General features: G+C 41.9%; 19 protein-coding genes. 16 read left to right on the top strand and 3 right to left on the bottom strand.

All coding sequences use genetic code 11. The features are described 5' to 3' along the window. The first annotated feature begins 95 nt into the window (after positions 1-95). The 9 genes from AC1DBT_RS00210 (at position 96) to AC1DBT_RS00250 (ending at position 11,672) form a co-directional block, all read left to right on the top strand. Positions 96-1,754, top strand: coding sequence for a ribonuclease J (locus AC1DBT_RS00210; RefSeq protein ID WP_276790188.1), 1,659 nt, complete (start codon positions 96-98; stop codon positions 1,752-1,754). Beyond that, on the top strand, positions 1,755-4,484 hold the full coding sequence (locus AC1DBT_RS00215) for a DNA translocase FtsK (RefSeq protein WP_480018124.1): 2,730 nt from the start codon (positions 1,755-1,757) through the stop codon (positions 4,482-4,484). Positions 4,485-4,486: 2 nt separating this feature from the next. Continuing rightward, on the top strand, positions 4,487-6,028 hold the full coding sequence (locus tag AC1DBT_RS00220; RefSeq protein WP_480018125.1) for a helix-turn-helix domain-containing protein: 1,542 nt from the start codon (positions 4,487-4,489) through the stop codon (positions 6,026-6,028). A 71-nt stretch (positions 6,029-6,099) separates the two neighbouring features. After that, a complete protein-coding gene (locus AC1DBT_RS00225) occupies positions 6,100-6,597 on the top strand; it encodes a YajQ family cyclic di-GMP-binding protein (protein WP_416436589.1) in 498 nt (165 codons plus the stop codon). Between the two features lie 130 nt (positions 6,598-6,727). Further along, on the top strand, positions 6,728-8,242 hold the full coding sequence (gene rimO / locus AC1DBT_RS00230) for a 30S ribosomal protein S12 methylthiotransferase RimO (protein ID WP_480018126.1): 1,515 nt from the start codon (positions 6,728-6,730) through the stop codon (positions 8,240-8,242). Between the two features lie 5 nt (positions 8,243-8,247). Further along, positions 8,248-8,928, top strand: coding sequence for a CDP-diacylglycerol--glycerol-3-phosphate 3-phosphatidyltransferase (gene pgsA, locus AC1DBT_RS00235; protein ID WP_480018127.1), 681 nt, complete (start codon positions 8,248-8,250; stop codon positions 8,926-8,928). Beyond that, positions 8,912-9,598, top strand: coding sequence for a CinA family protein (locus AC1DBT_RS00240; RefSeq protein WP_480018128.1), 687 nt, complete (start codon positions 8,912-8,914; stop codon positions 9,596-9,598). Before pgsA ends, AC1DBT_RS00240 begins: the two co-directional genes overlap by 17 nt. Before the next feature lie 234 nt (positions 9,599-9,832). Next, the gene (recA, locus tag AC1DBT_RS00245; protein WP_480018129.1) at positions 9,833-10,924 is read left to right on the top strand and encodes a recombinase RecA; all 1,092 of its coding nucleotides are present in this window, start codon (positions 9,833-9,835) and stop codon (positions 10,922-10,924) included. A 58-nt stretch (positions 10,925-10,982) separates the two neighbouring features. Beyond that, positions 10,983-11,672 (top strand): regulatory protein RecX, encoded by a 690-nt coding sequence (locus AC1DBT_RS00250; protein ID WP_480018130.1) that lies wholly within the window; start codon positions 10,983-10,985, stop codon positions 11,670-11,672. A gap of 228 nt (positions 11,673-11,900) precedes the next feature. Here AC1DBT_RS00250 and AC1DBT_RS00255 read toward each other — a convergent pair whose 3' ends face one another. Next, positions 11,901-12,200 carry a tryptophan synthase subunit alpha gene (locus AC1DBT_RS00255; RefSeq protein WP_480018131.1) on the bottom strand — a complete coding sequence of 100 codons (300 nt, stop codon included), beginning with the start codon at positions 12,198-12,200 and terminating at the stop codon, positions 11,901-11,903. A gap of 1,054 nt (positions 12,201-13,254) precedes the next feature. On the opposite strand from AC1DBT_RS00255, the gene rny reads away from it, so the two are divergent. From rny to hflX, 6 genes are all read left to right on the top strand, one after another. Beyond that, positions 13,255-14,820, top strand: coding sequence for a ribonuclease Y (rny, locus tag AC1DBT_RS00260; RefSeq protein WP_480018132.1), 1,566 nt, complete (start codon positions 13,255-13,257; stop codon positions 14,818-14,820). Positions 14,821-14,917: 97 nt separating this feature from the next. Next, positions 14,918-16,048 carry an ATP-binding protein gene (locus tag AC1DBT_RS00265; protein ID WP_480018133.1) on the top strand — a complete coding sequence of 377 codons (1,131 nt, stop codon included), beginning with the start codon at positions 14,918-14,920 and terminating at the stop codon, positions 16,046-16,048. Positions 16,049-16,140: 92 nt separating this feature from the next. Continuing rightward, complete coding sequence (locus AC1DBT_RS00270) at positions 16,141-16,425, top strand: stage V sporulation protein S (protein WP_006302908.1); 285 nt, start codon at positions 16,141-16,143, stop codon at positions 16,423-16,425. Between the two features lie 119 nt (positions 16,426-16,544). Continuing rightward, positions 16,545-17,927 (top strand): tRNA (N6-isopentenyl adenosine(37)-C2)-methylthiotransferase MiaB, encoded by a 1,383-nt coding sequence (gene miaB / locus AC1DBT_RS00275; protein ID WP_480018134.1) that lies wholly within the window; start codon positions 16,545-16,547, stop codon positions 17,925-17,927. Positions 17,928-17,933: 6 nt separating this feature from the next. Then, positions 17,934-18,851, top strand: coding sequence for a tRNA (adenosine(37)-N6)-dimethylallyltransferase MiaA (gene miaA / locus AC1DBT_RS00280; protein ID WP_480018135.1), 918 nt, complete (start codon positions 17,934-17,936; stop codon positions 18,849-18,851). Positions 18,852-18,860: 9 nt separating this feature from the next. After that, the gene (gene hflX, locus AC1DBT_RS00285; protein WP_480018136.1) at positions 18,861-20,246 is read left to right on the top strand and encodes a GTPase HflX; all 1,386 of its coding nucleotides are present in this window, start codon (positions 18,861-18,863) and stop codon (positions 20,244-20,246) included. A 4-nt stretch (positions 20,247-20,250) separates the two neighbouring features. On the opposite strand, the gene AC1DBT_RS00290 is transcribed toward hflX, so the two are convergent. Next, the gene (locus tag AC1DBT_RS00290; protein WP_480018137.1) at positions 20,251-21,123 is read right to left on the bottom strand and encodes a heparan-alpha-glucosaminide N-acetyltransferase domain-containing protein; all 873 of its coding nucleotides are present in this window, start codon (positions 21,121-21,123) and stop codon (positions 20,251-20,253) included. A gap of 10 nt (positions 21,124-21,133) precedes the next feature. Continuing rightward, a complete protein-coding gene (gene lexA, locus AC1DBT_RS00295) occupies positions 21,134-21,778 on the bottom strand; it encodes a transcriptional repressor LexA (protein ID WP_464361076.1) in 645 nt (214 codons plus the stop codon). A 226-nt stretch (positions 21,779-22,004) separates the two neighbouring features. Between lexA and AC1DBT_RS00300 the strand changes: the two genes are divergently transcribed. Further along, entirely contained in the window at positions 22,005-22,367 is a 363-nt protein-coding gene (locus tag AC1DBT_RS00300; RefSeq protein WP_480018138.1) for a hypothetical protein, read from the top strand. The last annotated feature ends 125 nt before the right edge of the window (positions 22,368-22,492 follow it).

The following is a 22,492-nucleotide window of genomic DNA, read 5'->3' on the forward strand; positions in this document are numbered from 1 at the left end:
ACTTACTTATTTAGTCATCTTAATTTACAACTTAACATATGCAGCGGCATATGATTACATTTTGGATCAATTTCTAGAGAAGGGTTTTTCTATATATGCCAAAAAAAACTAAAGCTTTAAAGATTATTCCATTGGGCGGTTTAGATGGAATTGGTAAAAACATGACTGCATTTGAATGCGGCGACGATTTAATCGTTATCGACTGTGGTCTTATGTTTCCCGATGACAATCAACCTGGCATTGATCTTGTTCTTCCAGATTACACTTATATTCTTGAGCATGCTGATAAGCTTCGTGGAATTCTTATTACCCACGGACATGAAGATCACATTGGCGCTATCCCATATTTGCTCGCCGATCTTCATCGTAAAGTTCCCATTTATTCAAGCAAACTAAGCTTAGGCTTCATTAACGCCAAACTTGCCGAGCACAAGGTTGTAAGTCCAAAGCTTTGTGAAGTAAAAAATGGTGATCGCATTCAGCTTGGTTCGTTTGAAGTTAATTTCTTCTCAATTACACACTCTATTCCTGGTGCTTTGGGAATGTATGTAAAGACTTCTGCAGGTAGCTTTTTACACACAGGTGATTTCAAATTTGATCAAACTCCTATTGATGGCGTTACAACCAATTTCAATGCGATTTGTCGCTTTGCAGAAGAGGGTATAGACGTATTACTTGCCGATTCAACGAACGCAACACGTCCTGGTTTTACGCCGTCTGAATCAAGTGTTGGGCCATCGTTGCGCCATATTATAAAAAATGCAAAAGGTCGTGTTTTTGTTGCGTCATTTTCAAGTCACATCCATCGTATTCAGCAGGTATGTGACGCTGCAGTGTCTGTGGGAAGAAAAGTGGTAGTCACGGGTCGCTCTATGATTACCAACACGCGTATTGCGCGTGACTTAGGTTACTTAAAAATTTCTCCCAATAATATTATCGACGCATTTGACCTAGATACGCTCCCAGACGACAAAATAGTAGTTATGTGTACTGGTAGTCAAGGTGAGCCCATGAGCGCACTTGCGCGCATGGCAACCGGAGATCATAAGTCCTTAACGATTACCGCCTCTGATACCGTTATCATTTCGGCCACACCTGTTCCTGGCAATGAAAAAAGTGTTCAAGGAGTTATAAACCTTCTATCAAAAACTGGTTGCGATGTCTATGACCGCAGTAAAACGTTGGTGCATGTTTCGGGTCATGCAAGTCAGGAAGAACTTAAACTCTTGCTTGCTATGACGCATCCGCGCTATTTTGTTCCCGTGCATGGTGAGGCAGTGCACCAGCGCGAGCATGCTAAACTTGCACAAAGGATGGGCATTAAACCCGATCACATATTTATCGCTGATAATGGCGACGAACTCATTCTTAAAAATCATAAGTTAAGTTGGGGAGATCCTGTCAATTCGGGCGTTATTTATGTTGATGGTTTATCAGTAACCGATGCTAATCCTGTTGTTTTCCGTGACCGTCAAAAACTCTCGCGCGATGGTATATTCTTCTGTGTTGCAACTGTTACCAATCAGCATAAATTGGCCGATGTTGAGCTGTCATGCCGTGGTGTTTCATTTAATTTGGACGACATTTCACAAGAGGCGCTTAACTCCATTAAAAACTATGTTGAAGTAAAAGCACAACATGAAAATGTAACCATAGAGTCATATCAACAAGGTATTCGTCGAGCACTTTCTCAGCTCCTGTGGTCTCAAACTCGTACCCGTCCCATGATCATTCCTGTGGTTATGGAGGTTTAAATGGCTCAGGCACAAGGAAGAAAACTTAAACGAACTAAACATACTCAACAAACAAATCAACTTTCTGCGCCAGTTCGCGATATTATAGGCATCCTTATTGCTACCGTTGCTACGGTTATCCTTTTTTCTTTGTTTATAGGAACACAAGCATTGGTTACAAAAGGCTTTAAAGATGCACTTGAATTTTGTTTTGGTGTTTGTGCTCAACTTTTGGCGTACGCTTTGTATGTGCTTAGCTATACATTTTTTACCAATAATCAGCGCATTCGCTTTTCACGAGTGTGCGTTGGGTTGGCGCTTATATTTTTGAGTCTGCTTGCTTCGGTAACACTTATTTGTATTGAGCCTTACGCAACGCGCGACTTTATCCTAAGCTCAGAAGTTTTTATGCATCAAGGTGGTATCTGCGGCGCAGCTATTGGCTGGATACTGTATGAATACTTAGGCAAAGTTGTTGGCCTTGCACTTATGTGCAGCACAATTCTTATTGGTGCTGTTATATGCGGATTACCTCTTTCAACACTACTGAATGTGCTGGTGGCATCATTACATGATTTCTGTGAACACGTGTTTCAAATCATGCAACGTCATCCTTCTGTTTTTGAGGACAATCATTATGCAATGTCGGCAGATTCGCCGCACGTTGCTTCTTCAAGGGCTCAACGTTCTCAAGATGCTGATGATATGAAAACAACATTTTTAGGCGCACGTAAGACAACCGTTCTTGAGCGCACACCTCGTGTAGCGTCTGCTGTTACAGCTTCTGAAACCAAAAATTCAACAGAAGAGTCTCAAGCTCAAAAAACAGAATTACTCAGACGCAATGTTATTACGCCAGCGGCATCTCATGCATCACATGATGAAAACGATACTCCAGGCACGTCCAAACAGCCATTTTTATCAAAACTTATACCTTTTCATACCCAAAATGATAAAGTGGTTCAACAAAAATCGGCAGAACACGTGCAAAATGATAAGGAAACAGCTGATACGCCCGCAGATGATATTCCAGAGTTCTTGCGTACACCTCATTTGGCGTCTTCGGCGCAACATATTCCTACACAGCCTAGAAATAAAGTTGCAAAAAATGCCCATGATACTGCTTGTGAAACTTCATCTGTCTCAAAAACCTTACGTGGTATGAGTGCGTCGGCTTCACGCTCAACCAAGGCAGCAGCTACTACACAAACCCACGATGCAACACCTGCGTCTGTTATGCACACCAAACAGCCTGCAGTTACGCGTCCTGGTGATAGTGACTCAGATTATAAATTGCCAAGTCTTTCAATGCTTAACTCTAATCCCAAAAGTGCGCAAAGCGCTTCGAGCACTCAAGATTTGGAAAATACTATGGAGCGCTTGCAGGGAACGCTGCTTGAATTTGGTTTACATAGCACAGTTGTCGATTATGTATCGGGTCCCCTTGTTACAACGTTTCGAGTTGAAATGGGGGAGGGCGAACGCGTTAATAAAATTCGCAATCTTGAAGACGATATTGCGCTCACCCTTGCCGCCGAAAAAGTTCGTATATTTGCACCTATTCCGGGTACTTCCTATGTTGGTATCGAAATTCCTAATGCAGTACGTCAAAATGTTTGCTTAGGAGATGTACTTCCTTTTGCAACAGGTGGTCCTTTGCAAGTTGCAGTTGGTCGTGATTCAAGCGGAAAACCTGTTATTACCGACATCTCTAAAATGCCACATATGCTGGTAGCAGGAACAACGGGCTCTGGTAAGTCGGTTATGATCAATTCGATGATTATGTCGCTTTTAATGAGGACAACACCTAAACAGGTACGTCTTATTATGGTTGACCCTAAACGCGTTGAATTTAGTGCATATAACGGTTTGCCACATCTTTATGTGCCAGTTGTTACGGAGCCACGCCAAGCAGCTTCGGCCTTGCAATGGGCGGTTTCAGAAATGGAGCGCCGCCTTAAGCTTTTTGAACGTGCAGGAGCTCGTAATATTTTGAGTTACAACAAAATGGTTAAGCAGGGCAAATTTGATGATGAAGAAAAAACCGTTGATCCGCTTCCATATCTCGTCGTGATTATAGATGAGTTATCAGACCTTATGATGGTTGCTGGAAAAGACGTTGAGGCTTCAATTGTTCGCATTGCGCAACTTGCTCGTGCAGCAGGTATTCACCTTGTTGTGGCAACACAGCGTCCAAGTGCAAATGTTGTAACTGGATTAATTAAGTCAAATATTGACTCACGCGTTGCTCTAAAGGTTTCTTCGGGTATAGATTCACGTGTTATTTTGGACGAAACTGGTGCTGAACGTCTTTTAGGCAATGGAGATATGTTGTTTAAGGATCGAGGACTTGAGCCCAAACGTGTGCTAGGCTGTTATACTTCTGATGCTGAGATTAATTCGGTCGTTGATTTTATCCGTGCGCAGGCAGAGCCTGATTATCACGAGGAGATTCTTTCGCAGGTTATTCCAAGCCAGCTTAATGCTTCGAGCTCTGGGCAAGACCGCAGTGATGATGATCCGCTCATTTGGGAAGCTGCACAAATCGTAGTTGATTCTCAACAAGGAGCAACATCAAATCTTCAGAGAAGATTAAGTGTTGGATACGCGCGTGCTGGTAGAATTATGGATATGCTAGAGGCAAAAGGAATAGTTGGCCCGCCCAATGGTTCAAAGCCTCGTGATGTACTTATGAATAAGGATCAACTTGAAGAATTTAAAACACAAGAAGCTGCTTATAAGGAGGTTTAAGAATGTCACGACCACGTTTTAGTGAAATGCTTTTTGATAGAAGACGTCAACTTGGTTTATCGATAGCACAAGCGTCTCGCGTTTTGCGTCTTAAGCCTCAAGTTTTACAGGCATTTGAAGATGGCGATTTTCCTTCTATACCCAAAAGCGGATACGCACAAGGAATGTTGTCTTCATATGCTCGTTATTTAGGGCTTAATACGCGTGTAATTGTGAGTCAGTTTAGCTGTGACTTACAAGCTTTTGAAGCAACTCATGGCGCACGAGCAACTGGAAGCGATATCGATACCACGGCGCGCATGTCATCAAGAAAGTTAAGCGGTACTATTTCTACGAAAACCCCTCAAGATTTTCAAGGCAGAAGTGGTCTTTTGCCAACATCAGGTGGATATGCAGGGGATATGCATGATTTTGCAACCACAAGTGAAGTTCATTCACGCGAGACTGGGTCAACGATATCTAGTTTGCCAGAACGTCATTACGGTCGCTATAACACTTCATCACTTATGCAATCAACGCCGCGCTCTCGTGGAAGCTATCTCGATCGTCCTTTTACTAATCGTCAATCAAGCTACATGACCCAAACAGAAAACAACCTGCGACGCAACCGTAACGCTCAACTTGAGCCTGAGGGTTATGACAGCGATTCTGTACAAGCAAGATCTGCGCTTGATTATAACTATGTTGATGATCTGCGTTATGACGCAGCTCATCCATATGAGGCTGCGTCATCGCAGATGGGACGGAGGCGTTCACGCAATATTGCGCCTGCAACACGTCCTCATGTTCAAAGACAATCCAGACGTGGTTCTTCGTCTCGTAATTCTCGTCAAGCAACAACTGAACCTCTATGGAAAAATATTATATTGTGGTTTTTCGACGATCCACGACGACTGGGAATACTAGGCGCAATCATCTGTGTGTTTCTTTTATCCTGCGTTATTATTTTCTCTATAAATTCCTGTGTTAAAAATTCGCTTTCATCAGGAAAAACTGTTACGGTTACTGCGGCAGATACGTCTTCGTCTTCAAAAAAGCAAGAGGCTGATGCTCAGGCTGACGATGTTGCTTCTCAAGCCGCTAAAGATAAAGCTGCAAAAGAAGAGGAAGAATCTCACAACAAAACCGAGGTTGAGGTCAGTGTAAATGACGGCGAAGTGAGCTGGGTTGAAATCGTAAATGATGGAAAAAGTCAAATAGCGCAACAGGTAACAGGCCCTTGGGATCAAAGCTATGTTGTTACCGATACCATTACTATTCAGGTAAGTAATCCTGGTGCAGTTCGTGTTACAAAGAATGGAACACCTGTCAAATTTGATACAAAAACTGCTGGTATTGGCTCGGTTACCATTAAGGGCACAAAACCTGATGATGAATCAGATGGAGATGATAATAATTCATCTGATGCGGCTGATTCCAACAACGCTTCCCAGAAAAAAGATGCTTCTAAAAAGAAGGATCAAAGCTCTTCTCAAAAACAGCAAAACCAGCAAAAGCAGAAAAAGCAACAAAACGGATCTTCCAATAAAAAGACTCATAACTAGTTGTTTGACTACGTTATGACCACAAGCGTAAAACTCATTGTACATGCAATTTTTACAGGAAAGGAAAGGTTATGGCCAAAGAAGCGAGTTTTGATATTGTTTCGGAAGTAAATATGCAAGAAGTAGACAATGCTTTTCAGCAATGTGCGCGTGAACTTACGCAACGCTATGACCTCAAGCAAACAGGCGCCAGCATCGAATTTTCTAAACAAGATGCTCTCTTTACCATTGAAGCTCCATCAGAATTCGTTGCTTCGCAGGTTATTGATGTTTTGCGTACTAAACTTGCTAAACGCTCCATCGATTTATCAGCACTTAAGGTAAATAAGCCACAAAGTGCTTCTGGGGCTTCGGTTCGTCAAACTGCAAGTCTTATACAAGGCATTTCTAAGGAAGTCTCAAAAAAGATTGCTCAAGATATTCGTAATTTAAAGCTTAAATGTAAAGCTGTAGTTGAGGGTGAGAAATTACGTGTGAGTTCTGCTTCTCGTGATGTTTTGCAGTCAGTTATTGCGGCTTTAAAAGAGCAAGATTACGGTCAGCCTCTGCAATTTACTAATTATCGATAAGCTTACTTTCTGTGCAGTTATTTACCCAGCATAGCCCATATTTTACGCATGTACATCCTTGTATGGCTATGCGTTATGGCAGGTTTAGCTCATTGGTTATACTTTCGGACAAAGGATTTCTTTTTTAATTATGAATACATCTAAGGACACATTACCATCAAATGTTTCTTCAACTGCTGTATCTTCCAAAGACAAAACAGCTGAGCCGTCAGGTGTTTCAAAACAACCTAAAGCAAGTTGTTTATTTGTAACACTTGGCTGCGCTAAAAATCAGGTTGACACCGACCGCATGCGTGCTCTTTTACTTAAAAGCGGTTTTGAAGAAAGCCGTGACGCTGAGTCTGCCGATGTGGTTATTATTAATACCTGCTCATTTTTGGAATCCGCTACATCTGAGTCCATTGAAGTTACCCTCGATTTAGCACAAAAGAGAACATCAGGCATCAAAAAACTGCCGATTATTATGTGCGGATGCGTTCCTTCTCGTTACGGAGCTGCTCTTGATAAAGAGCTGCCTGAAGTATCTGCATTCGTGAAAGCTACTGATGAGGACTCCATTGTGGGCATCGTATCTGATGTGTTGGGTATCGAGCATCCAACGTTCTCTTTTTCGCAAGAACTCTCTGCACGTGCACTCAGAACTATAGAAGGTACCAGCGCGTTTGTTAAAATTTCTGAAGGTTGTGATAGATACTGCGCATTTTGTGCAATACCTTTTATTCGTGGTCATTATGCCTCACGTTGTCCAGAAGAAATTTTCTCTGAAATTACCATGCTTATGGAAGGTGGCGTTAAAGAGATTATTCTCATCGGCCAAGACACAGGTATTTGGGGAGAAGATTTATCGTCACGCGGTGCGGCTTCTGCGTTAAAAAAGGATTCTGGTCTTCATGATCCTTCGTTTGCAAGCAGTTCTGCCAAAGCCGACGCACAACGCGAGCACATGAATCTTGCGTGGCTGCTCCGTGAAGTAGCGCGCATTGTTCGTCCGTATAAAGCTTGGATTCGCGTACTCTATTTGCAGCCCGAAGGTATGACCGAAGACCTCATCGCTACAATACGCGATACGCCTGAAGTTTTGCCTTACATTGATATTCCTATTCAGCACTGTAATGAGCGTCTCTTAAAGAAGATGGGACGAAGTGGTTCGGCTCCGCAGCTTCATAAGCTCTTTGCACATTTGCGTCATGAAATTCCACACATGGTACTGCGTACCACCGGTATGGTAGGATTTCCTACAGAAACCGATGAAGAAGCAGCAGAGCTTGTTGATTTCTTTAAACAAGAAGAATTTGATTATATGTCGGTGTTTTCTTATTCCCAAGAGCTTGGAACAACCGCTGCTAAAATGCGTGATCAGATCAGCGCCGACACAAAGCTCGAGCGCACACAAACACTCCGTGATACTGCGGAAGAGCTTGGATTTGCAGCAACTGCTAGACACGTCGGCGAAGTTGTTGATGTTATTATTGACAGCATCGACATGGATTCACCTGATAAAGAGCGCATTGGTCATGCTTGGTTCCAGGCACCAGACTGCGACGGCTGCGTTCATATTTTAGATACAGACGCCAATCCTGGTGACGTTGTACGTGTTAAACTTAAAGAAGCCTATTGTTATGAATTAGTGGGAGAGTTGGTGTAACACCGATGAAAAACACTCAAAACACTACTGCACCTGAATATAGAATATGGACATCAGCTAATATTGTTACCATTGCACGCGTTGTCCTTGTTCCCATCTGGGCTCTTTTAGCGTCTTATGTATGGAACAATAATGTTTTGTGCTTGATACCTTGTGATGCCATGGCGCAAACAACCCAGCAGCCTGGTGCGTGTTCGTGTTTTGACCTTGGCTCACTTATAGTGTTTCTTGTGTTTGTCATTTTGTCATTAAGCGATAAACTCGATGGCTACCTTGCACGAAGTCGTAATGAGATTACGGTTTTCGGTAAATTTTTAGATCCTATTGCAGATAAAATTTTAGTTGTGACTGCACTCATCTTTTTACTGGAAAAATCTGTTTATCCTGCCTGGATGCTCATGGTAATTGTAAGCCGCGAATTTTTGATTTCTGCGCTTCGTATGCTTGTTGCTTCCCGTGGCGTTGTGGTAGCGGCATCTGGTCTTGGGAAGGCAAAAACAGCCCTCACTTTAGTGGCAATATGCGCACTTTTACTGCGACCTTGCTTGCCTTGGGCCAATATCCAAATAGTCATTCAGTCTATTGGTCTTTTTGAATTGCTTCTTGCTGTTTCCCTTACGGTTTGGTCGGGAATTGATTATGTAGTAAAGTCCTGGAGTGTGATAACAGATGGGAAAAGCTCTTAAACAGTGCAGCTATGATCAAAATTCACAACTGGGCACTCTTGTACCTTATGTGGCTTTAGAGACACCCGCATTACCTGATAGCTATAGACAGGTTGATGAATCATCGTATCAAGCTATGGTTGAGCCCTTTGTGGGAATTTCACAAGATCTAACTGATGTGGCTTCTCAAGTCCTTGTAAAACTTAACCAAGCAGGATTAACCATGAGTACCGCAGAATCATGCACGGGTGGCATGATTTCAACAGTTCTTACAGCCGTTCCTGGTTCATCTTCGTGTTTCTTAGGTTCATGCGTTAGTTATGCCACCCCAATAAAAAAACGCATTTTGGGGGTGTCGTCAACGCTGCTTGATACTCAGTCTTTAGGTGCTGTTTCTTCGTTTTGCGCACTTCAAATGGCTTTAGGCGTTCGTAAAAAGTTTTTAAGCGATGTAAGCGTGTCAGTTACTGGTATTGCAGGACCTGGTGGAGAAGAGCCTCATAAGCCCGTTGGTACCGTTTGGATTTGTGCAAGCTCTGCTTGGCATACTACCTTGCGCTGCATTCATGCCAAAGGCACCAGATTTGCAGTACGTGCATATACCACAAAGGTTGCTCTCTCTATGATGTCTGATGTGCTTGATGAATATCTTGGTGCACAAGATGCTCATGCTTGTTCCAAAATACAATAAGTGACTGATTGTGCTTTAAGCTGCACATCTGTTGTGCTTGTGCTTTGTATTGGCTGATCTTTTCTGTTTGTGTTCCAGGTATTGTTGCATTTGTCGACCGAATGGTGGCTATTCTCTAATCGTGCAAGTTAGCGCCAAGTTATGTGCATGTTTTGTTGAGTATTATAAAACTGTAATTGACATAGAACGCATGTTCGTTATATACTGTCGGATAAATCGATATAAGGAGAAGCCATGAGCAAAACCAAGCAAGTTTCACGTGAGATACATGCAAAAACCTATGGCGAAGAACGCGATAAACAGCTGGAAACCACTACAGCTGAAATTGAAAAGCGTTTTGGTAAAGGCTCTATTATGAAGTATGGGGATTCGGGTCCAGATCTCGAAGTTGAAGCTATACCAACAGGCGCGCTTTCTTTGGATGTTGCTTTGGGTATCGGCGGAGTTCCTCGCGGTCGTATTATAGAAATTTACGGTCCTGAGTCATCGGGTAAAACGACACTATCTCTTGAAATTCTTGCTGAGGCTCAAGCTTTAGGTGGCGTTGTTGCATTTATCGACGCAGAGCATGCGCTCGACCCTAATTATGCTGCACGTATAGGTGTTGATATTGATGAAGTATTAATTTCGCAACCCGATACCGGCGAGCAGGCATTAGAGATTTGTGACATGTTGGTACGCTCAGGTGCTATTGATGTTGTTGTTGTCGACTCCGTTGCTGCGTTAGTTCCGCGCGCCGAAATTGAAGGTGAGATAGGGGAGACAACCGTAGGTCTTCAAGCGCGCTTAATGAGTCAGGCATTGCGTAAATTGGCAGGTTCTTTATCTAAATCAAAAACCACCTGTATTTTCATCAATCAGTTACGTGAAAAGATTGGTGTTATGTTTGGCAATCCTGAAACCACTCCTGGTGGACGTGCACTTAAGTTTTTCTCCTCTGTACGTTTGGATATTCGTCGTGTTGAAACCCTTAAAAAGAATAACGATATGATCGGCAACCGTGTACGCGTAAAGGTTGTAAAAAATAAAGTTGCTCCTCCATTTAAGCAAGCAGAATTTGACATTATGTATGGAACAGGCATTTCAAAAGAGGGAACCGTTTTAGACATGGCCGCAGAGCTTGGCATTGTTCAAAAAAGTGGTGCATGGTTTAACTATGGAGAACAGCGTTTGGGTCAGGGTCGCGAAGCTGTTAAGGAATTTCTTGTACAAAATCCCGATCTATTAGAAGAACTTACCAATAAAGTTAAAGTTGCCTGCGGCTTAGAGTTTGCTGACGATGATGTTGCACCTGCTCCCGTGGAAGCTGCGCCTGCAGAGAAGTAAATTATTGCCTTAAGCTTTCAGTATGTGCAAGGTATCATTGAAGTGAAAAGAGTTTGACGTGTGTACAGATAACACTACATGGAAATGGAGCGTCGAATTTCCAAAGCTAACCTGTGATACCTTGAATACTCGATCAGCGAAAAAGCGTGCAAACATTATTGTTTCTCAACCAAATGGTGCTGAGGTTAAGTTTTCAGTGCCAGTGGCAGTGGGCCGTAAGCTTTGCACGCTTACTCGTAACAAGCAATGTTTATTTTCTTCAGAGGAAGAGCTTAGAACAAAGATTGATGTGCTTTCTCGTAACATGCTTCATCAGCTCCTAGAAACGGCTCTCAACCAGCGTGATTATTCATATTTTGAACTTAAAGAAAAATTTATTCGTTTGGGGTATTCAAACAGCTTAGTACAAGAGATTCTCAGTCATGCTCAAGAAGTTGGTTTAATAGATGACCTTCGCTTTTCACGTATTTTTGTTCAACAAAAGCATGCTAGTGGTTGGGGACCAAAGAAAATCTCGTTAGAACTCAGACGGCGCGGAATAGATTCTTCGATCATCGATCAAGCATGTGCCGCTTATGGACTAGAAGAAGACGAATTTCAAACTGCTTGGCGCATCTGTCAACATAAAGTTTTTCATGCTCGTGATCCCTATGCTCAGATAGTCCGCTTTGTTTGTTCAAAAGGATTTTCTCCTTCGGTTGCTTATAAAGTTGCCAAGCGTTTATTGTCTTGTGACAAAGATGAATAGGAATGCATATAAGCATGTTTTACCATGTAGTATCAAAAGTATTGACTTAGTAAAACGCTCACGGTACTACGTGTGTGCTCATTAGAGGTAATCTGCAATCTTTCAAAGGGGTCTCGTTGAACTAAATGTTCAATTTGACCCCTCTCATTTACTTTTTTACATGCTTTGTTGGTGCTTTAACACTTGTATAACCAGCTACACATTGCATTTAGTCTCAAGAGTTAAGCTTTAAGAAGCCAAGCGGCACGCATCTTTCATGGCATGTACAAATTTCCCAACATGCCCAGGAGCATCTTGTTGGTAGTGACCAACCATTTTTACGATAACAGATCCTACAATTACTCCATCGGCTAATCGAGCCATGTCTTCTGCCGCCGCGGGGGTAGAGATACCAAATCCAATAACACAGGGAAGGTTTGTATTTTTCCTAATAAGTGCAATCATGTCGGCTAAGTTATTTGAAAATTGACTCCGTTCGCCTGTTACACCCAAGTAAATAACAATGTGTTGATATCCCTTTAAGCACACGTAACACCTGAGTAGGCGTGTAATTGTGCATAGGGAGCGCATAAACAAGGGGTACTTGTTTGTAGCGAGCCTCATCTTTGATGCGCAAGAGTTGCGCAAAACTTAAGTTTGCAGCAAGTGGCTGTGCTTCCATAAAATTCCTCCTCCACAGTCTATGGTCTATGGGGGAGTAAAACAGGTTAAGCACAACCCGAAGCACGTGCATTTACGTTGCGTTGACAACAAACGCTCATCCGCAGATTGAAGCGGCAAGCAAATTTGTTAAAAAAATACGCCCCCAACAGAAACTACGTTCTATCAAGGACGAACTTCTTAGCTTTTATGCACGTATGCAAAAAGATAAAAATCCGCGGTGCCACCTTGAATTCGCGCATGCGCTTAAGCTCTGCGCGCACTTAAAGAATACCATCATATTCCCGACAACTTACGCGTGTCTGACGTCACAGAATACTCTAGAGCCAAGATGTAAAACCAAGAACTCTATTTGACTGCGCCCTCAGCGGTCCATTTGAAAATTTGTTTCCAGCCTGATTCTCAGCATCGCAGACTCTCTGTATGGGCTTAAATTGCCGTTATCTCCGCATCAACGGTTTAGGTGCTATTCGATCGAATCATATTAAAGAACCTGTTAGTGTTTTCGTCAACTAGTTTTCCAAATGGTAACAATTGCGCTCGTAATTGTGCTTTTGCCTACGAATATATACACGTTATTTAGACGATTGTTTCGTATTACAGTTGGCATCACCTGCAGAACTAGGGCTTTACAGAGCAAAAACGTACATGTGAATGGATTTTTTTCGCGTTTTTCCTACAACACCACTCTTATATTGACATCAACTACATATAACCGTACTATAAAATAGTCTTTTGAGATATTTCTCGCAGGTCACTATGACTGCACTAACTTTGTTCGATTTGTTTTGATTATTAAATGCTGCCTTTTAACTGCAGTTTTATTATGTTTCGAATACTTGCTCTAGGCGAGATATGCCTCAAATGGCGGGCTCCGTTACGGATTCCTGAACTCATATTTATTTTCATTTGAGGAGTTTATATGGATCATATAGTTTTATTAGTTGTAGTTGGTGTTGTCTGTTTTGTCGTTGCAGCTTTGTGTGTTTATGCCTACCTTACTCAGGTGGGAACTTCCAAGCTTGAACAGGTAAAACGCGACATTTCAACAGCAGAGCAAAATGCTAATCGTATTATTCGCGACGCTGAACGCGAAGCAAAAACTACGAAGAAAACTGCGCTTGTAGAAGCAAAAGAAGAAATTTATCAGCTCAAACAAAAAGCAGAATCCGAAGAGAAACAACGCAAGCGTGACTTGCAATCCATGGAAAATCGCATCATGCAACGCGAAGAAACACTTGATAGAAGAAGCGAAACCCTAGATAAGAAAGAACATCAACTTTCTAGCCTGCAAGGTCAGCTTGATCGCAAGAAACACGATGTAGATGAGTTGTTTGTAAAACAAACTACAGAACTTGAGAGAATTTCAACGCTTACGCGTGATGAAGCTCACAATGAGTTGTTACAAAAAGTTCGCGAAAGCACGCTTAAAGAAGAAGCTCAGATTATTCGTGATTCCGAAGCCCGTATTAAGTTTCAAACAGATAAAATGGCACGCGAGATTATCTCCGTTGCAATTCAGCGTTGTGCTGCCGATCAAGCTGGCGAAATCACGGTAACTACCGTTCACATACCATCAGACGATCTAAAAGGTCGCATTATTGGTCGTGAAGGTCGCAACATTAGAACATTTGAGCAGATTTCTGGTGTTTCTCTTGTTATCGACGACACACCCGAAACTGTTGTTCTTTCTAGTTTTAGTCCCGTTCGCCGTGAAATTGCACGTGTTACCTTAGAGAATTTAATTGCCGATGGCCGCATTCATCCTGCACGTATTGAAGAGATGTTTAAAAAAGCTCAAGCTCAGGTTCGCGAGCAAGTTCAAGAAGCTGGCGAGCAGGCTGCGTTTGATGTAGGTATTCATGATATGCATCCCGAGCTTATGCGCGTGTTAGGTGCACTTAAGTATCGTACGTCGTTTGGGCAAAATGTTTTGCAGCACTGTGTTCAGGTTGGAATTTTGTGCGGCATTATGGCTTCAGAACTTGGTTTTGAAACAGGTCCTGCAAAGCGTGCTGGTTTATTACATGATATTGGTAAGGCCATTGATCACGAAGTTGAAGGACCGCACGCCGTTATTGGTGCTGAGCTTTGCAGACGCTATGGCGAAAAGCCCGAAGTTGTGCATGCAGTTGAGGCTCACCATGCAGATATCGAACCTACAACGGTACTCGATGTCCTCGTGCAAGCTGCAGACGCTATTTCTGCTGCACGTCCAGGTGCTCGTCGTGAGTCGGCTGAAAATTATATTAAACGTCTCGAAAAACTTGAAGAGATTTCTAACGCGCATGAAGGTGTTGCTCGTACCTATGCTATGCAAGCAGGTAGAGAGCTCCATGTTATGGTTGAGCCCGAGAAAATCTCCGACGCTGCAGCTACTGTTCTTGCTCATGATATTGCAAAACAGATTGAAGAAGAGATGGAGTATCCCGGACAGGTTCGCGTGGTTGTTATTCGTGAATCTCGTGCATATGATATTGCAAAATAAAACTTGGCGCGGCGCATCTGCCGCGCCACTTTTTTCTTACTTTTTACATCTATACCTGCTCATATGTCAAAAAACGTTGTGAAAACTGAGTGTTATTATGAGTGAATCACATAAAGATATGAAAGATTTTCTCGATAGCGTAGCCCCACAAAGCAATCTTCGTGTTGAAGAAAAGCTCGGATGTGGTTTTGTTCGTCTACGTATTAGAGAAGCAGAGCGCAGGCAGGCTCAACAGGATATCCGTTGCGTAGAAGATATTGTTATTGAGCTTCTTCGTAACAGTCGTGATGCTGGAGCTCGTCATATTTTTGTTGCCACCACCAAGCAGGATACTATACGCACCATAACTGTTTTAGATGACGGGGTGGGTATTCCGCAATCCATGCATGACAGGATTTTTGAAGCCCGCGTTACCTCCAAGCTCGATAGCGTTCACAGTGACCACTGGGGGATTCATGGTAGAGGAATGGCACTTTACGCCATCAAAGAGCAGGCGCAACAAGCTTATGTTGCATCTTCTCTGCCAGGTCTTGGCACGGCGCTTGTTGTACGTGTTAACACTGATAAAGTTACCGAAAAGCGCGATCAATCAAGTCGGCCGCTCTATCATGCACTTAAACAAGATTCGGGCGATACCCAATCTAAATCTAAAATAAAACAAGCGCCGACATCTGATTTTGAACTGGTGGGACCGCATAATATTATTCGAACCTGCTGTGATTTTGCCCTTCGCGAGTCAAAAAATTGCGAAGTATATTTAGGAACACCTACCGAAATCATTGCTACGCTCTATGCATTAGTCTCTAAACGTACGGATGTACAAGATTTTTTGTTTGCCGATAGCTTAGATTCTCTTCCCATCGTTGATCGTTTTTTTGCAGCAAGTGATTCTCATGAGCTTATGGATGTAGCGCACCATTGCGCGCTTGAAGTCTCAGAGCGAAATATACACCGCATTTTATCTGGACAGATTAAGCCAGTAAAATCACTTTGTTCGTATTTTCGGAAAACTCATCAAAGTGCACCTGCTCCCATTAATATCTATGACACCAAACGAGCGGTGCACTTAACACCTGAGGATAAAGCGGCGTTTGCGCGCAATTTGTCTTCAACATTTGATAAACTAGCGCAAAAATACTACATAGGCTTAGTACGTGAGCCGTCAATCGTTATGCGGAATAATAAGATTATTGTTACGTTTGACTACGACGAATCAGATTTCGTATAATTTTGAAATATATCGTGCATTACCTGCTTAAATTCGCTAAACTACTATACGTATGTTTATAGTTTATTTGATGTATAAATGGAGTCTCAACTATGGAATTTCTTAAGATCTCAACCAAATCGTCTCCTGCTTCTATTGCAGGCGCCATAGCAGGCATGGTAAAAGATGGTGTTCCTGTAAATCTGCAGGCAGTTGGTGCAGGCGCTGTTAATCAAGCAATTAAAGCAGTTGCAATTGCACGAGGTTTTTTAATTCCTGTTGGTCTAGATATTTCATGTTCTCCTACCTTTGCAGATATTAACATAGAAGGTCACGATCGCACCGCTATAAAAATTGCCGTTTTGGTGCACCATATATCACAAAATACTACACTTTAACAATCAAATATTGACGCGCCTTATAGCCGAGCAATATATTTTGAGCAAAATTTTAGTTCCTGGTGATGCTCACCATCACCTTATGTTACAAACACATTTAACAAGTCTTCAAAGCTTCAATGGAAAGGAATTTTGTGGCTAGAGCAAGCAAATTAGTAGGAAAAACATATCTTATCAAAACCTTTGGTTGCCAGATGAACCTTCATGACTCAGAGCGTGTTGCTGGTCTTCTGGACGATTGCGGAGCAAATGAAGTCGCTACGTTTGAAGAAGCTGATATCGTTATTTTTATGACCTGCTCAGTTAGAGAAAAAGCCGACACGCATCTGTATGGCGCAGTTTCTAATTTGGTAACGCTTCCACCTTCGCCGTGCGGTAAGCGCGTAATTGCTGTTGGAGGTTGCATCGCCCAGCGCGATGGCGCCAAGTTACGTGAACATGTTCCAAATGTTGATGTTGTCTTTGGTACCTCTGCACTTGCAAGCGTTCCTGAGCTTTTATGCGAAGCCTTTGAAAGCAATGATGACGAAGTATTTGTAGATACTATCGAGAAAAATCGCGGATTTTCAACTGATCTTCCTTCAAAACGTGACCAAAGCTTTCATGCGTGGGTACCTATTATGACCGGCTGCAATAATTTCTGTACATTCTGTATTGTGCCATATGTACGTGGACGGGAACGTAGTCGTGTTCTTGAACGCGTTGTTGATGAAGTGCGTCGTCTTAAAGATGATGGAGTTCGTGAAGTAACGCTTCTTGGACAAAATGTTAATTCATATGGTAGAGATCTTTACAAAAAACCTTGTTTTGCAGAGCTTTTAAGAAAAGTGGGGGAGGTAGGCATCGAACGTATTCGCTTTACGTCTTCTAATCCTAAGGATCTTTCTGACGAAACGATCGCAGCCATGGCCGAAACGCCTGCTGTTATGCCACAACTTCACTTAGCAGTTCAAAGTGGATCAACTCGAATACTTAAAGCTATGCACCGAAGCTATACCCGTGAGAAGTATTTAGAGGTTATTGACCATCTCAAGCGTGCTATGCCCGATATAGCTCTTTCAACAGATATTATCGTTGGTTTTCCAGGAGAGACCGAGGAAGATTTCAAAGAGACCTTATCACTTGTACGTGAAGTTGAATACAGTTCTGCGTTTACATTTATCTATTCTAAACGTCCTGGGACACCTGCCGCAAACATAGAAGATACAACACCGCATGAGGTTATTCAACAACGCTTTAATCGCTTAACAGATCTTATTGAAGAACTTGCCTATAAAGCAAATCAAAAGGAACTGCACACATGTGTTACCTCGCTTGTCGAAGGTACATCAAAAAAGGATTCCCGTGTTTTGGTTGGTCATAGTCCTAAAAACCAAACAGTTCTTTTCTCGCTTCCTGAAGGCGCGTCACCCCAAGACTATATTGGCAAAATGTGCGATGTCTATGTTGAAGAAGCAAAAACATGGTATTTGCGCGGTAAACTCACAGGTCAGCCTAGGTGATGATCGATGGCGTCTCCCATTATTGCCATTGTTGGCCCAACTGCCTCAGGTAAATCATCACTGGCCGATATGCTTGCGCTTAATTTTACTACCCATGTTATCTCTGTTGATGCACTACAAATTTATAAGGGTATGAATATCGGCGTTGCCAAACTGCCGCCAGAAGAGCGCAAAGCTAAGCTTGATATGGTGGATTGTGCCGAACTTGAAGAAACATATTCAGTCCAACGTTTTCAACTTGAGGCACGCGCGTGCGTGGAATCGCTTCGTGCAAATCATAAACAGGTTATATTGTGTGGAGGAACAGGGCTGTATCTCAATGCAGTTATAGATGATATGCACTTTCCTCAAGGCTCTTTTGAAAATCCTCAAAGACACTACTATGAATCTCTCGTTGAGGTTGAGGGTTCTGATTTTGTTTTTAAGTTATTATGCAAACGCGACCCAGCTTCTGCTGCGCTCATTCATCCTCATAATGTTCGTCGTGTTATTCGTGCACTTGAAATGCTCGATGATGGTATTTCCTACGCCGAACATGTAAAGGGATTACAGCGTTTGCAGCCATTCTATGCGGCACGTATATATGGACTTTCTTGGCCTCGTGAAAAGCTGTATAGCCGTATTGAAAAGCGAGTTGATACCATGATTGAACAAGGTCTTGTTGATGAAGTGGTTCGTCTCAAAGCACGCGGACTCCAGCATAGCAAAACGGCATCGCAGGCAATAGGCTATCAAGAGATTTTGTCGTATTTAGACGGAACATATTCACTTGAAATGGCTGTTGACCTGATAAAACGCCGTACGCGTCATTATGCAAAGCGTCAAATCTCGTGGTTTTCCCGTGATTCGCGCGTTGAGTGGCTAAATTGTACAACGCAATCTTTAGATGATATGTGTCACAAAATTATTAACGATATAAGCTAAGAAGACTATATGGCTCGATTTTCATTTTATAATCCACATGAAAACAGTTCGCGCGCTCTTGTTGTTGCAGTTGAAACACCATCGGCTGCCTGTGATTTTACGGCGCAAGAAAGCTTATCAGAACTTTCACATTTGGCAGAAACACTTAACATTACAACTGTTGGTAAGCTTGTCCAAAAGCTTGATGCACCTGTACACTCAACCTATATTGGTTCAGGAAAATTACTCGAGCTTAAACATATGGCACAATCATTAATGGCCGATTTTATTATCTTTGATGATGAACTGAGCCCATCTCAACAAAGTAACATTTGCCATGCTGTTGGAAAATCGTTTCAAGTTATTGATCGCTGTTCGCTTATCTTAGATATTTTTGCAGCTCATGCCACTACTAAGGAAGGCAAACTTCAAGTTAAGCTTGCGCATATGCAATATATGCTTCCTCGCCTTAAAGGGATGTGGAGCCATCTATTAGGCGAACAAACCCGTGGTGGTATAGGATCACGTTTTGGTCAAGGAGAAAGTCAGCTCGAAATTGATAGACGTCTTTCACGCGAAAAAATTGCTCACGTTAAGCAGCAGCTTGCAGCTTTAGAGACGCAACGCAAGGTTCAACGTAGTATTCGATCATCTTCACCTTTGTATAAAATTGCACTCGTAGGGTACACGAATGCAGGTAAGTCTACCTTGCTCAACCGTATAAGTCATTCCTCAACCTACGTAAAAGATGAATTATTTGCAACTTTAGACTCAACAACGCGTTCGATTACCCTTCCTGACACTCGTCGTGCAGTACTGAGCGATACGGTAGGTTTTATACAAAAATTACCCACTGAACTCATAGATGCATTTAAAACTACCTTGCTTGATGTTGTTTCAGCCGATCTCCTGCTGTGTGTTGTAGATGTTTCATCCGCTCATGCAGAAAAAGAAATGAATGTGGTTCAGTCCATTCTTAATGAGATTGGCGCAGGCTCAATCCCATATCTTATAGTGGCTAATAAAATCGATCGTATTGCATCTAACTCTTATGTTTACGCAACCGGGCATGAAGCGTCTCCATGTGTAGAGAATCTCACTCCTTCAAATTCATGTAGTGCCCACACACAGTCCAAAGAGCTTGCAATATTCAATTCAATAGACCCCACTAATGTCGCTTATATCTCTGCCGAAACAGGACAGGGGATAGAAGCACTATTACAAATGATTTCTCAGAAACTTATGAGCCAAGAGACGTATATGGTTTTACATGTTGCGTACAAGGATTCTTCGTTTATTCCTTTAATTCATACGTATGGTAGAGTAGTGCGTGAAACGTATGACGAACAAGGTACTCAGCTTTGTGTATATGTTCCTCATAGGCTTGTGGAGCGACTTAAACCTTTTGAATTGTAAGTTTTTATACTCGCATACTCATACATAAAAATATAAGAACACATAAAAGCGGTTGATGAAGCACATATATTTGTAAAGAGTGTCTTCCCATGAATGCAAGAAGATTTTTAATAAATGTTAAACCGTAAACAAGTAACGCACCCGAGGAGCCATAAGTAAGCGTAACTGATTCTTTGCGCGAACGCTCCATTTGTAATGTCATCACATACGGCTTGCTTAACCATCCTGCTAAAGCACCGCTACTATATAAGAACAGATACGGAAAAATGGGGTAGTAATCACCTGATTGAAAATAGCTCGGAGCAAACCCAAATGCTGCTGTAACGTATGAGGAATATAGACATGCAGGTAAACGCCACGTGTACTGAAAGAAGCTTATATATCCGTGCGGTATGTGATACGTGAATCCAAAGAAGCCAAGCATAACACAAAACAAAATAAACGTACCTACTTTGTCCGTAAACGAAGGCACGACTGCGCTCATTTTTACGAATGAAGCTGTTTTAACAACACGTAAAAGCATGTATGATACAAGCGTAACAACAGTTGTTGACACACCTAAACAAAAAATTATGCCGAAATTGATAGGAATATCCACAGCCACTAAAGTTGTAACTACATAAATTAAGAAAGCACATACAAGATAAACAACACAGCGTTTAATCTTATGCACTGAGTATGAGCACATCATACCTGCAAGAAAAATAAATACCCATGCAATACTGTTGCGCCATAGATCAATATAGGGAAAAATAAACCAGGTAAGTGATACACCATACAGCGATACCAAGTCATAACACGCATGAAAAGCAATCATAGATACAAGTGAAAAACCTCGTATTACATCAAAAGCTTCTATGCGTTGAGACCCATGCACACGCGTGCCTTTATGAAACAACCGCTCTGAACAAGCCTGTTACCTTACCAATAATTGTTGGATGTTTAGCAATAATAGGCTTCATTGTATCGTTTTCTGGTTGTAGGCGAATATAGCTACTTTCTTTAAAGAAACGCTTTACCGTGCATTCATTATCAATCATCGCAATGACAATTTCGCCGTTACGTGCATCATGCTGTTCTTTTACCACAACATAATCTCCGTCAAAAATACCAGCGTTAATCATAGACTCGCCTTGAACTTTAAGGATAAACGAACTTGAATCTGAGCTTATAGAAGTAGGAACCGCAAGATGATCTTCGATATTTTGTTCTGCAAGAATAGGTACACCGGCAGCTACACGACCAACAACAGGAAGAATAGTTACATTAAGCTCAACATTGTCCTTTTCAACACGATGTTGTTCACCTTCGTCTTGTACAAGCTTGGGAAGCACAAGTGCACGTGGTTTTTTAGGATCTCTACGAATGTAACCAAGATCCTGCAGGGCGTGCAAATGCATGTGCACGGTAGAGGGAGAGGCTAATCCAACCGCTTCTCCGATTTCTCGCACTGAAGGTGGATAACCATGCTCTGAAACATAGGAACACAGATAGGAATAAATTTGCTCTTGTCGTTTTCCAAGTTTTCTCATAGAACACGCTCCTCTTTTTGTAGTTAATTTAGTATAGCATGAACATTTTTAAATTACAAACATATGTTCTTAATTTTTATAAAATTATTTTTACCATACTGATCACAAACTTTTCCTCGTCTATATCCTATAAATCATTTTACGTAATGACTTTACTACCTGCGATTTTAATTAATGTCCGTGGCCTCGTGTATATATAAGTTAAGAAAAAAAGAAAGGACAAAAGATGAGCATGCACACAACCGATTTAACAGAGAAAAACTTTCACGACCTCAAACGTATTAAGGCACAGCAATTATCTTGGAGCTTAACAATTCTGTTTTCTTTTGTATTTATCACAAGTTTTCTTATCAGCGCTTTAAGCACCAACTATCGATTAGCCCATGATTCCACGCTTCTCAAAGCAAGTATTCCTTCGGCTACAATTGTCCAAAAAGGAGAAGGAATCGACTCACTAGTTAATGAGTCTAACCTCAAGTGCATTGAGCGCTCGGCAATTGAATCCTGGATCATTTCATACAATAATTTAGAAGGTTTTCGTCTACGCGAAGGTCAACTCATATATATACCAATGCAATTTTCCAACTAAAATATTCATTGACTCATCCATATTATTATCTGTACATGCAATAATGTCTAAAACCATACACAAGAACATACAGTTTCATGAATTGTTTCGAGATTGTTTACGCTTAGAGTCAAAATGATTACCTC

This window comes from Fannyhessea sp. C0108B2 (assembly GCF_056583915.1).